Below are 12870 nucleotides of genomic sequence, written 5' to 3' on the forward strand. Positions count from 1 at the left end.
TTCATTCCTTCATGAGGGAAGGAGGGGGCATATAATGGAACAGTGGTTTGCTATCATTCAAGAAGTCAGTTTTCCAATCTTTATTTCATTTTATTTGTTATATCGCATTGAAACAAAACTTGATGCAATTCACAGTGCGCTGATTTCATTGAAAAGCTCAGGCTAACCTTTGATGAATTGTGAAGTTTGTTTTCACAATATCGCCACACAACATTTCATAGGGAAAGTATTGTGTAAATGCGCCCGGTTCGCTAAGATGAATGTAATGATGTGTAGAGTGGAGAGAGAAGCATGAAAAAGAAATCGTTAGCATTAGCACTATTGCTCGTTGTTTCAATCGTAATGAGCGCTTGTAGCAATTATCAATTCAAACCAACAACAAGTTATGAAATTTCTGATTTTACGACTACGGATCATCGTGGTGAAGAAGTTTCGCTTGAAAGCTTGAAAGGTGAGCCGTGGTTGGCGATGTTCATCTTTACAAATTGTACGACGATTTGTTCACCAATGACGTACAATATGAGCTTAATTCAAGAGGATCTTGTGAAAAAGGGCATTGAAGATTATAAAATTGTGGCATTTTCGGTGGACCCAGCCAATGATTCACCAGAAGTGCTGTCAGAATATTTAAATCGCTTTAATGTCCCAGATGAGTCGAAATGGCATTTAGTGACAGGCTATGACCAAAAATTCATCGAGCAATTAGCGGTTGGTTCTTTTAAATCTTTAGTTAAAGCGATTGAAGGGGACGACCAAGTGATGCATGCGAACACATTTTATTTAGTCGATGAAAAAGGCGTTGCGGTTAAAAATTACACAGGCTATTCTCAAACAGAAGACGGTGTACCATATGACACAATCGCAGTAGACTTAGAATCATTAATTGAAGAACGATTAGGAAAATAATTTATTTAAGAGAGTGTAAACCAATATGCGTTTATGCTCCTTTTTTGCGCAAAAAATTTAAACGAAAGGGATGGGTACAGTTGTTTTTAAAGACAGTCAAGTTAAAGGATGGATTCGTACCAAATACAGCCATTTATCCATTTTCAATACCCGCACTGGCGCAGTTAAAAGAGCTATCTTTTGATCATGCAGTCACTTTTTTTGTTGGGGAAAATGGTTCTGGTAAATCGACTTTGCTTGAAGGAATGGCAGATCGAATTGGCTTTAATCCTGCAGGAGGTAGCAAGCAAAACTTCCAAGCATATGATGTACATGCGGCTGAATCGGCGCTTGGTGAATATTTACGTCTTTCATGGATGCCACGTGTCACAGAAGGATTCTTTTTACGTGCCGAAACATTTTATCAGTTTGCTTCTCATATTGATGAAGTCGACATGACCGGCTACCGCGATTATGGGGGGAAATCTTTGCATGCACAGTCACATGGGGAGTCTTTCTTTTCGTTATTCCAACATCGTTTTAAAGGAAATTCAATTTATTTATTGGACGAGCCTGAAGCGGCATTATCTCCAAATCGGCAGCTTGCTTTTTTGCGATTAATGCATGATTTGCTGAAGGACGGCAATGTTCAGTTTATTATCGCCACGCACTCGCCCATTTTACTCGGCTATCCGAATTCGCAAATTTATCACTTTGATGAATCGGGAATTGAATCGATTGCCTATTCTGATACTGAGCATTATCAAGTGACGTCCTATTTTTTACAACACCGTGAGCGCATGTTGGAGCAATTGTTTATAGATGAAGATGATGAGTGAAGTATAAAAACAGCAACAGGATTGGGATAAGCCCTTTCTTGTTGCTGTTTTCGTAGATTAGTGTACATGTTGTGGGATGCAATAGCCAATAAAGTTAAACACGGTAATCGACATAATTCCCATATAAAAACAAATGGTCATTGCTAAGCATAATAAAATCGGTATAATGAGTGGTGCTCGTTTAATAAAGCTCACAATAAACAGCCCGATAAAGACTGCTGTCAAAATAAAGAAGATCACGCCGATCCCGTTCATCTGAAAATGTCCTGTCATGCCATCTTCAAGTGGCATAGAAAGCATCCACTGGATGAGCAATGATACATTATCGGTTTGAACGAATGGCATTGGTGGCTGATGTTCACTAAAAATAGCCGTTACCAGCAAGATTAACAGTAATAATACCGCCTCGAGTTTCGTCCAAATGGTAGGATTGAAGTTCGGTTTAGCAAGTTGTAATTTTATCAGGACTCCATTCGCAAAAATGATGAAAATAAGTGGCATCAACAGCACATGCTTTATAAATAACCAATGCCCATAAGGACTAGACCAGCCCGTAATATAATCCGGTACAATCGTTTCTGTTAAAAAAATGCCACTCAGTGCAACGGCAGTTAAAGCAACGATTGCAGTCGGGGAGAACCACTTTAAAAAAGCTTCCCAATTGGCATAAGATGTTGTAAAAAAGCTCACTTGTAAAAGGATGCCAACCCAAATACTAAAGGCGAATAAATGAATAAAATCAATGAAAAATCCTGCTGATGACCCCATTGCATGTGCATGACTCGCAAAGGCAATCGCAGCGATGATCGCAGTTAAAATAAATAGATAGATCACTGTAAACATGTGGCTAGTACGATTTTCACTCACTTTAACCAGTGCAGCTAAAATCAACATTAGTACGACGGTAGCAAGCCAAGAATGTCCCACTTGATAGTTCGTTACGATTTTTAGTAAACTCGGAAACAACCCAAATTGTTTTGTTAAAATAGCGAGCAACTGTAAAATGGGCGCAAATGTCACGATGGGAATACTCCACAAACTTGCATAAATCCATTTAGTTGAAAGTGAAATATCCGGCTTTAACGACGTGGGAATGAGTCGCATAATAAATGAACCCATCAATACGGACAGGCTAACGTATAAAACAAATTGACTTAAAATCGTCACAACAATCATGCTTATTTTTTACGCTTCCATAAAACGAATGCACTAATCGCGATTAAAACAGTTAGAATGATACCGGCGATAATTAATGGTGTAGATGAATTTTGTTCATCCTTTTCTACAACTTCCGTTGAGGGCGTCATATATTCTGATTCCTGTTCAGTGTTTTGGATGTTTGGTTGTTCCTCAGTTTTCACTTCATCAATTTGTTCACCTACTGCTTTGTCTACTGTAAATGAAAAATCACCTGATAATGGATGCCCGTCTTGACTAATACTATTCCACTTTACCGTATACGTGTCGTTATTAAGTGGTTCATCTAAATGTCCTGTTAATTTGCCGCCATTCACTGCAAACGAGCTAACAGGAATTTCATTGCCGTCGCTGCCTTCGAGTGTAAAGAAGCTACCTTCTTCAATTTGCCCAGAATAGTTTAATTCAATAGTTTGAATATCCGTTGTCACTACTTCCTCGTTTGCTGGTGTTGTCACATCCAAATAAGTATGCGCAAACGCTTGTGGTGAAAATAGTAAAAATAATGCAAATGCTGATAAAATGATTTTCTTCATATGTGTATAAATCTCCCTGCTTATAAATGTTATGACACTGTTTATTGTAGCGGAAAAGTATTAACTTTTCATTTTTTATGAATCTAAATTCACTGCAACCTTCGAACATTTGTCATATTAACGACCAAATTGTGAAATCCTAATGTTGAAATGAACATGTTATAATAAAAACGATATGTTTGGAGGTGAAGAGATGTATATTTTATACATTATTTTAGGTGTCTTTATCATAAATGTAGGCATTATAACACCGGCCAGTTTTTTATTAACGCTTACTCTAGGGCTCGTGAGTATCTGTTTTGGCATATATAAAATGATGAAAATGCCAAAACAGATAGAAAAATAAAGCGTTATGTACGGAGGAAGTAGTATGGTAGAACTGATTATTGTTTTGGCCATTTGCGCGGGAATTGTCGTATGGAAAATGCGTCCGGTTGCTGGTGTTCAAACGATTACAACAGATGATTTACAAACAATGTTACGCGATCCAGATAAGATATTTATCGATGTTCGGAGTGCAGGGGACTTTAATAAGATGCATGTGGCGCCATTTTTGAATGATCCAAATGGGAAAGGTATTGCCGCTTTACCAAAGGACAAGGAGATTGTTGTCATGTGCCGCTCGGGTTTACGTTCACTTGAAACGTGTAAAAAACTAAAAAAGCTTGGCTATGACCGCGTGACGAATGTAAAAGGTGGGATCACGTCTTATCAGCAGCGTGGCGAGTTGTAGGGCGAGGGAATCATATGTCATGAAAAGTGTTTTAATGGATTGGATAAAATTGTATAATAGATAAAAAGGGAGTGAGTTCAAATGATTTGGATTGAAAAAGGTAAACCGATTTGGCTCGTTTTACTAATACTCGTAGTAGGGAGTAATTTCGCACTTTATCAAACCGCGATTGGCACAAGTATTTTGCCAGATGAATCAAAGTTTGTCGTACTAGGTTCGTTATTTGATTTAATACTCATTGCACCGATCTTATGGATGCTGTTCCGTAAACAATTTTCATGGAAAATGGCGATTGCACTTATTGCATTCAGCTGTATTGGCATTCGATTACTCATTCCAAGTGACCTGTTGGCGCCATTTTCGACGATCACATTGGCAGGTATCGCGATGGAAGTGCTACTCGTTCTGTTTGAGCTTTTACTCATTGTCACACTGCTGCGCTATTTACCAAAGATTATTCAAGAAGTGAAGCACGATGAGCTACCTTTATTGTATACATTTAATACAGCAGTAGAAAAATATGTAAAAAAAAACTTCCTTATTCAAATGATTTGCTCTGAGCTGCTTGTGGTGTATTATGCGCTTTTGAGCTGGAAGAAGCCAATTCCAAACGGAATTACATTGTATAAAAATTCAAGTAACATCGCATTTCAAGTGATGTTGATTAATGCCATTATCGTGGAAACACTTGGTATTCACTATTTTTTACATGCAAAGTGGCCAATTGTTTCGTTTGTGTTACTCATTCTCAATGTGTATTCAGTCATTTTTTTATTAGCAGATATACAAGCAGTGCGAATGAATCCGGTGCAAATTCAGCAAGGTCAACTTTATATTTCATTAGGTTTAATGAAGCGAATGAAAATGGATTTACATAATATTGAAAGCATCATTGAAGACAGGGCGGTGCTGGAACAAAAATGCACAAAAGATACGCTTGAATTTATCGCACGTGATTTTGAAAAAGTGTATCCTGATTTCATCTTAAAAATGAAGCAGCCACAAAAGGCGACGTTATTTTTAGGAAAAGAAAAGCACTACAACTATATTGCGATAAAATCCGATGATCCTGTGCGATTGAAACAAATGATTGCGTTAGGGATGGGAAGTAATCCTGCTGAATATAAATGAAATAGTCTAAACTAATAAGAGGATATTGTGCTCAATATAGGAGCACAATATCCTCTTTTCTTATGCGAATTTGATTTTTAAATATTTGTAATATGGTGAAAATTGGATTATTATAACAGTGATATATTTACTGAAAAGGGGGTATTTAAAATGAAAAAATTGTTCTTAGGGATGTTCCTTGCATTGATTCTAATCCTTACCTCGTCACCTACTTATGCGGCGACTACTCAAATAAAAGTTGACGGTGTTACGATTGTATCCGATGTGAATCCAGAAAGTAAGAGTAACCGTACAATGGTTCCATTACGTGTCATTAGTGAAAATTTAGGAGCCAACGTCAAATGGTCGGATTCGCAAGTCACGCTTACTAAAAAAGATATGAAAGTAATCTTAAAACTTAATAGCAATAAAGTGGTGAAAAACGGTAAAACGGAGCTTCTTGATGTAAAGCCATACATGAAGAATAATCGTACTTTTGTTCCGATGCGTTTTATTGCCGAAACATTTGGCAGTAATGTCAATTACAAAAACGGCACAGTAGCTGTTGATACAAAGCCATTCGTTATAGATGGTGTAATAGTAAAAGCGTTGCTGCACGAATATCATGCGACAATGGGCGGAGTAATACAGCAAATCAAAGGAAATGGTTATAACGAAGCCATTTATAATATTTTTATAGAAAACAAAGGAAGTAAGGTCGAACCGCCTTCAGATTACACATGGTCTGTTCATAGCATCACAACTGGGGGGTATTATAAAGGTGGTCAATATGATTTTCTAGACCAAGAAGGGAACAGCGTAGAACGTTTTGATATCTATAATTTAGTTCGAGGTTATGATGAAAAGTTGCCTATTCCACCCGAAACTTTGATTCATGTGCCTACTGAAAATCAATGGTATTTGTTTAGTGATCCCGCAGGACAAGCCATTGATCAATTAATTGATAGAGCTTCGGTGAGCGGCTTTGTAACGGTTATTATTAATACAGTTCCATAACGAGAAAAGTGTTCTTCTCGTTATGGATAAGGATAGTGTAAGTGGGGAAGAAAAGGGCATAACATATGAGCTATGTTATGTCTTTAATTTTTTTAACATAATATAAAGTGGTAGTTTTAAAAATAAAAAAATAAAGGAATTTACATGAATGGAATTAAAACAAAACTCAAAGCAATGTGTTATTCTACTTCATGAAATATATGGGGTTAATAAACATATAAAACATTATGCTCATGCATTTTATCAAAGAGGGTTTGATGTATATGTCCCGGATTTATTACAGAAAACTACACCTTTTTCATATGATGAGGAAGAACTCGCATATCAAAATTTTATGACAAACGTTGGTTTTGAAAAAGCGCAAAATGAAGTGAATGCTTTAATTCACCAATTATCAAGCAAATATTCACACATACGTATTGTCGGCTTTAGCATTGGCGCTACAATTGCCTGGCTTTGCAGTAATAATCCTTCTGTACACAAAGTAGTTAGTTTTTACGGCTCCCGAATTCGACAATATACAAAAGTAGTTCCGAATGCAGAAACGATTTTAATATTCGGAACGCAAGAGAAATCGTTTAATCCGATTGATTTAGAAGAGAAACTTTCTTCTTATCCTAATGTATTAGTAAAAATTGTAGATGCTGCACATGGCTTCGCGGATCCGTACTCTTCAAAATACGATGAACAAATCACTCATAACTTATTACCCTATTTGTTTGATTAATTTATTGTGTATCCAATGTTTGATTGGTGCACTTACTTAATTGGCAAATTGCTTTTTGTAGGGACGAAAATCATAAACCTTTAATGATTTAGTAAAACAATTATTAATTTTCTTAAAAAGGGGCTATCAAAAAATGAAAAAAATAATCTCAAGCATTTTTCTTGTACTAGTTTTAATCCTTACCTCTTCACCTAGTTATGCAGCAACTATTCAAATTAAAGTGGATGGTGTGACGATTGCAACGGACGCGCATCCAGAAGTTAAAAATAATCGTACAATGGTTCCGTTACGCGTCATTAGTGAAAATTTGGGCGCTCAAGTGCATTGGTCAAATTCACAAGTCACGCTTACTAAAAACGATATGAAAGTAATCTTAAAACTTAATAGCAATAAAGTGGTGAAAAACGGTAAAACGGAACTTCTTGATGTAAAACCATACATGAAGAATAATCGTACTCTTGTCCCGATGCGTTTTATTGCCGAAACATTTGGTAATATCGTTGATTACAAAAACGGCACTGTGTCGATTGGTACAAAGCCATTTACTATTGATGGTGTAATAGTAAGTGCATTGCAGCACGAATATCATCTAGTGATGGGCGGGGTAGTAGAGCAAAGCAATGGGAATGGTTATAACGAATCCATTTATAATACTTTTGTAGAAAAAAAAGGAAGTAAAGTCAAAGCTCCTGCTAATTACACATGGGATTTTCATAACGTTTCTGCTGGAGACTATTATAAAAATGCACAATATGACTTTTTAGACCAAGAGGGGAACAGCATCAAACGTTTTGATCTTTATTCTTTACGTGGATCGGGGCATCTTGAAGTCTTAGTTCATGAGCCTACTGAAAATCAATGGTATTTGTTTAGTGAACCTGCACAACAATCTATCTATCAATTGTTTAATAGAGCTACTGAGAACGGCTTTGTAACGGTGATTAGTAATACAGCTCCATGAGATAGACAAAGGTTTTTCTCGTTATGGTAATGTAAACGTAATTGGTTGATTTTGAATTAATCCTTATCAACTTCAATTATCGAGATAGTTGAAGAAGTGTAACTTTAATCCACTTGTTTCGTCAAATTTGTTAAGACCCTAGAGGAAGAGGAAGAGGAAGAGGATGAAAAATTTTTATCATAGTCTAATCATGTGGATACCGTTTATATTGTTGTTTTCCTTTGCAACAGTTGGATTAGAAATTGTAGAAGGGAATAAAATAAGAACAACAGAATATTTTGGGCTTGATGATATAGGACCGACATATTTGCTCCTTGCAACAGCCTTATTTGTAATTTTATACCCGATTTCATTTTTACCTTTAACATCTATCGTAAATAAATGTGTAACAAAATCGAAAATCAAAATTGCTATATTTACTTTATTTGGCGGAATCTTAGGCGCTTTTGTTTTTAAAATAATCTACAATTCTCGTTTTGGTTTTATAGAAGAATATAATTTAAATGTTTTTAGCGCCGTTATTTTATTTGCTATTGCAGGTTTAATCTTTGCTCTGGTTGAAACATCAATCAAAAAAAATATAAAATTTGTTTAGCTAAAATAGAATAATCCCAAATGAGCAAGTTCGAAAAAATCTAGACGCAATTGATAGTACAGTGTAAATTTACTTGAAAAAGGAGTGTTTAAATGATGAAAAAAGTATTCTCAGGGATTTTCCTTACATTAATTCTATTCATTATATCGTCACCTACTTATGCAGCAACCGCTCAAATAAAAATTGACGGTGTGACGATTGCAACTGACGCGAATCCAACAGTTAAAAATAATCGTACAATGGTACCGTTACGTGTAATCAGTGAAAATTTGGGCGCTACAGTCCATTGGTCGGATTCACAAGTCACGCTTACTAAAAACGAGATGAAAGTAATCTTAAAACTTAATAGTAATAAAGTGGTGAAAAACGGTAAAACGGAACTTCTTGATGTAAAGCCATTTATGAAAAATAATCGTACTTTTGTTCCGATGCGTTTTATTGCCGAAACATTTGGCAGCAATGTTGATTACAAAAAAGGTACTGTTACAGTTGATACAAAACCACTCGTTATTGATGGTGTAAAAATTAAAGCAATGCAGTACGAATTTCATATGACAATGGGCGGAGTAATCCAGCAAATGAAAGGAAATAGTTATAACGAAGCCATTTACAATATTTTTATAGAAAACAAGGGAAGTAAGGTTGAAGCGCCTGCAAATTATTCATGGTATTTTCAACTTGTTTCAGCTGGAGATTATTATAAAAATGCGCAATATGATTTTATAGACCGAGAAGGGAAAAGTGTAAAGCGTTTTGATATTTATACTTTAGTTCAATCTTCAGATGGGACTTCCTTTGCGCAACCCCAAGTTTTGATTCATGACGCGACCGAAAATCAATGGTATTTGTTTAATCAAACCTCAAGTCAGGCCATAGATCAATTATTTGATAGAGCCTCGATGAACGGTTTTGTGACGCTTATTAGTAATACAGTTGTATAGGGTAGACAAACGTATTTTTATCATAAGCCCCTTCCAGTGACAACTCATTCAAAAGGCATTCTTGGAAAGGGCGTTAAATGGAATTTTACGATGTTTAGTTGATCGTGAGGGTGAAATACAAAAAGTAATAGTTTAAGAAAATGAAGGGTTCATGCACTGATTGTGTATGAACCCTTTTTGCTTTCTTGTAAGGTAGATGACGATAAAGATTTAAGGTTCTTGTAAGCTTGCCACAACTTTCTTGTAAGTTTGGGTGGATATACTGTAGTCATATGCATAACACAGAAGAGGTGAGCGACAAATGACTCCATTATTAAAAGTACAAAATGTAGGGAAAGTTTATGGAAACGGCGCAAATGTATTTACTGCCCTTTCGAATATATCATTTGAAGTAGAAAAGGGTGAATTTGTAGGTGTGATGGGACCTTCGGGTGCAGGGAAATCGACGTTACTGAACGTACTCGCAACGATCGATACACCGACAACAGGTGATATCGTAATTGGTGACTCCAATTTAGCACATATGAAAGATGCTGGTTTAGCGGATTTCCGTCGTGATAATTTAGGGTTTATTTTTCAAGATTATAACTTGCTTGATTCGTTAACGGTACGTGAAAATATTGTGTTACCACTGGCAATTGCAAAGGTGCCAGCGAAAGAAATTAATACGCGTGTAGCGCACATTGCAGGATTATTTGGTATTGGCGACCTACTAGACAAATATCCTTATCAAATATCAGGTGGGCAAAAGCAGCGTACTGCATCATCTCGTGCACTTGTGACAGAGCCACAGCTTATTTTCGCGGATGAGCCAACAGGTGCGCTCGATTCAAAATCGGCAACGGATTTACTGGAAAGACTGAGTGATTTAAATAAATCACAAGCTTCAACAATTATGATGGTGACGCATGATGCATTTGCGGCAAGTTTCTGTCAGCGTATTCTTTTTATCCAAGACGGACAGCTATCGAAAGAAATTCACCGAGGAACGCAAACACGTAAGCAATTTTTCCAAGAGATCCTGCAGGTGTTAGCAGGTATCGGAGGTGAGGTTAATGACGTTATTTAGTCTTGCACAAAAAAATATTCAACAAAATTTATCGAATTACTTTTTATATATTGCCTCTATGGTATTCAGTATTGTTATTTACTTTACGTTTGTGACACTTAAATACAATGATGAAATTTTTGCGTTAACAGGCACATCTCAAAGAGTCCAAGGGCTGATGAATGCATCGTCTATTATTTTACTGTTTTTCATCGTCATTTTTATAGCGTATTCCAATTCGTTTTTTATGAAGAAGCGAAAAAAAGAAGTGGCGCTTTATTCATTATTGGGAGTCCGTAAGCAAAAGATTGGTTTAATGCTTTTTTTCGAGAACCTAGTTATTGGGCTTATATCACTTGTACTAGGCATTGTTATTGGATTTTTCATGTCAAAAATTTTACTAACGGTTTTAGTGCGCTTGATGGGCTATGAGGTCGTGGCAAATTTCACGTTTTCAGGACAAGCTGTACTTAATACAGTAGTAATTTTCTCTATATTGTTCCTGTTCACCTCATTACAAGGGTATCGTGTAATCTATCAATTCAAGCTAATCGATTTATTTCACGCTGAAAAGCAGGGTGAAAAAATGCCACGTGCATCCATTTTTGCAGCAATGGTAGGTACGATACTTGTCGGATTTGGCTATTACACTTCAGTTACAGATATGTTTACTAGCTCAATTTGGCGTTTTTTCACTGTACTTGGAACGCCCTTATTAGTGATTGGGGTTACAATTTTCGGGACATATTTATTGTTCCATAGTGTAAGTGTATTCGTGTTAACGGCGTTGAAAAAGGCGACGGCATGGTCATGGAGAGGGCTTAATTTAATCGGGGTGTCTCAATTACTTTATCGCATTCGTGGGAACGCTAAGTCGCTATCCATTATTGCCATTTTAAGTGCGACGACAATTACAGCAGGTGGTGGAGTATTTGGGATTTACTACAACGCGGAGAGTTCTGTGCGTTTGGCAACGCCTAATACATTTATGTGGAAAGGAGACACAGTAAATTTACCACAAAAAGACGTCGTGTATAACGAGGCACTAAATGTGAAAAATTTACGAGTCGATAGTGACTTTGCCTTTTTTGAATACACATTGTTGAAAGAATCGGATTACAATCATTTAGCGAAGTTGCAAGGTTTAGAGCGTGAATTACATGTTGTAGATGGTTCAGCGATTTTACTTGATGTTATGTATGATGAGCGCTTTTCACACGATTTCACAGGAGAAGAATTTAAATTAGCAAACAACGAATCTTTCTATGTGGAAAAAATGTACATGGAAAGTGTACTGAACTTTTTTCCAGCAGGTACAGTACTTGTAGTAAATGATCAGGAATTTGCTAAGACAACCGCTGAAGACTTGGTCATGCAAGTGGTTGGCATGAAAAATGATTTAAAACAGCAAGCAGTGTCTAAGGTCATTTATGATCAGTTGTCACCAGAGCAGCAAGAATCGTTTTCAAGTGTGCCTCAAAGCTATGAAGATAGCATGGCTAGTGTAGGCTCATTACTGTTCGTTGGTAGCTTCTTAGGGCTTGTATTCCTAGCAGCAACAGGTAGTATTATTTATTTCAAAATTTTAACCGAAGCGGAAGAAGATCAAGCAAAATATGCGATTTTAAATAAAATCGGAGTTAGTGGCAAGCAAATGGTTAAAACAATTGCAGGGCAGGTAGCTGTAATTTTTGGTGCACCACTTCTTGTCGGAATACTGCATAGTGCATTTGCTTTAACGGCACTTTCACAGCTATTTAACATGGATATTACAAAACCCGTCATTATTTGGATGCTTGCATATACAGCAATTTACGCAATTTACTACGTATTTACAGTGCGTTCATTTTATAAAATTGTAAAACAAGGAGCAAAATAATATGAAAAAAGTATATATTGGAATTGGTGCGACTCTAATCCTATTTATTGCTGCGTTGGTGGCATTATTGACTGTCGATTTTAATCGTTTAAATAAGGATACGTACTATGTACAAGTGACGATAGACGGCGAATTAGAAGAATTTAGATTAGATACAGGTGAGATAGCTGAGTCTTATTGGTATGAGCTACCGTCTTACGATGAGAGTGGAGAAGAGCAAACATTGAAATTTTCTGCTACTAAAAACTTACGTAAAGATGCGTTTTTAAAATTGTATGTTAAAGGTGGAAAGGAAGTATCATCGTATGATGAAGTACAATTCGATGAGATACCAACAAAAGCACAAGAAAAGCTGAAATAATAAATGAAAATGCCCCGGAAATTTCGGGGCATTTTTTAGTG

The 12870-nt window shown here is 36.4% G+C and carries 15 protein-coding genes; 13 read left to right on the forward strand and 2 right to left on the reverse strand.

Features of this window, described 5'->3' with window-relative positions; all coding sequences use genetic code 11:
• The first annotated feature begins 34 nt into the window (after positions 1-34).
• From ACQKIH_RS07440 to ACQKIH_RS07450, 3 genes are all read left to right on the forward strand, one after another.
• Positions 35-166, forward strand: a complete 132-nt coding sequence (locus ACQKIH_RS07440; RefSeq protein WP_083493586.1) for a YvrJ family protein — start codon at positions 35-37, stop codon at positions 164-166.
• Positions 167-291: 125 nt separating this feature from the next.
• Positions 292-906: an SCO family protein gene (locus ACQKIH_RS07445; protein WP_057983095.1), complete on the forward strand. Its 615-nt coding sequence runs from the start codon at positions 292-294 to the stop codon at positions 904-906.
• Positions 907-986: 80 nt separating this feature from the next.
• A complete protein-coding gene (locus ACQKIH_RS07450) occupies positions 987-1724 on the forward strand; it encodes an AAA family ATPase (RefSeq protein ID WP_057983097.1) in 738 nt (245 codons plus the stop codon).
• Between the two features lie 57 nt (positions 1725-1781).
• Here ACQKIH_RS07450 and ACQKIH_RS07455 read toward each other — a convergent pair whose 3' ends face one another.
• A complete protein-coding gene (locus ACQKIH_RS07455) occupies positions 1782-2900 on the reverse strand; it encodes a copper resistance D family protein (protein ID WP_427764633.1) in 1119 nt (372 codons plus the stop codon).
• 2 nt (positions 2901-2902) lie between these two features.
• Positions 2903-3457 (reverse strand): copper resistance CopC family protein, encoded by a 555-nt coding sequence (locus ACQKIH_RS07460; protein ID WP_427764636.1) that lies wholly within the window; start codon positions 3455-3457, stop codon positions 2903-2905.
• 370 nt (positions 3458-3827) lie between these two features.
• On the opposite strand from ACQKIH_RS07460, the gene ACQKIH_RS07465 reads away from it, so the two are divergent.
• The 10 genes from ACQKIH_RS07465 to ACQKIH_RS07510 all read left to right on the forward strand — a co-directional run bounded on the left by ACQKIH_RS07465 (position 3828) and on the right by ACQKIH_RS07510 (position 12829).
• The gene (locus tag ACQKIH_RS07465) at positions 3828-4190 is read left to right on the forward strand and encodes a rhodanese-like domain-containing protein (RefSeq protein ID WP_057983103.1); all 363 of its coding nucleotides are present in this window, start codon (positions 3828-3830) and stop codon (positions 4188-4190) included.
• An 81-nt stretch (positions 4191-4271) separates the two neighbouring features.
• Positions 4272-5321, forward strand: a complete 1050-nt coding sequence (locus ACQKIH_RS07470) for a beta-carotene 15,15'-monooxygenase (protein WP_427764639.1) — start codon at positions 4272-4274, stop codon at positions 5319-5321.
• 150 nt (positions 5322-5471) lie between these two features.
• Complete coding sequence (locus ACQKIH_RS07475; protein ID WP_427764642.1) at positions 5472-6317, forward strand: copper amine oxidase N-terminal domain-containing protein; 846 nt, start codon at positions 5472-5474, stop codon at positions 6315-6317.
• 148 nt (positions 6318-6465) lie between these two features.
• Positions 6466-7044, forward strand: coding sequence for a dienelactone hydrolase family protein (locus ACQKIH_RS07480; protein ID WP_057983108.1), 579 nt, complete (start codon positions 6466-6468; stop codon positions 7042-7044).
• A gap of 133 nt (positions 7045-7177) precedes the next feature.
• Positions 7178-8005, forward strand: coding sequence for a copper amine oxidase N-terminal domain-containing protein (locus tag ACQKIH_RS07485; protein WP_427764644.1), 828 nt, complete (start codon positions 7178-7180; stop codon positions 8003-8005).
• Positions 8006-8168: 163 nt separating this feature from the next.
• On the forward strand, positions 8169-8600 hold the full coding sequence (locus tag ACQKIH_RS07490; protein ID WP_427764646.1) for a hypothetical protein: 432 nt from the start codon (positions 8169-8171) through the stop codon (positions 8598-8600).
• Between the two features lie 95 nt (positions 8601-8695).
• Positions 8696-9541 carry a copper amine oxidase N-terminal domain-containing protein gene (locus ACQKIH_RS07495; RefSeq protein WP_427764649.1) on the forward strand — a complete coding sequence of 282 codons (846 nt, stop codon included), beginning with the start codon at positions 8696-8698 and terminating at the stop codon, positions 9539-9541.
• A gap of 301 nt (positions 9542-9842) precedes the next feature.
• Complete coding sequence (locus ACQKIH_RS07500) at positions 9843-10610, forward strand: ABC transporter ATP-binding protein (RefSeq protein WP_057983111.1); 768 nt, start codon at positions 9843-9845, stop codon at positions 10608-10610.
• Complete coding sequence (locus ACQKIH_RS07505; RefSeq protein ID WP_427764651.1) at positions 10597-12468, forward strand: FtsX-like permease family protein; 1872 nt, start codon at positions 10597-10599, stop codon at positions 12466-12468. Before ACQKIH_RS07500 ends, ACQKIH_RS07505 begins: the two co-directional genes overlap by 14 nt.
• A gap of 1 nt (position 12469) precedes the next feature.
• Positions 12470-12829 (forward strand): YxeA family protein, encoded by a 360-nt coding sequence (locus tag ACQKIH_RS07510; RefSeq protein WP_057983114.1) that lies wholly within the window; start codon positions 12470-12472, stop codon positions 12827-12829.
• Positions 12830-12870 lie beyond the last annotated feature (41 nt).

It is taken from the genome of Solibacillus cecembensis (assembly GCF_050272495.1).
GTDB classification, from domain to species: Bacteria; Bacillota; Bacilli; order Bacillales_A; family Planococcaceae; genus Solibacillus; species Solibacillus cecembensis.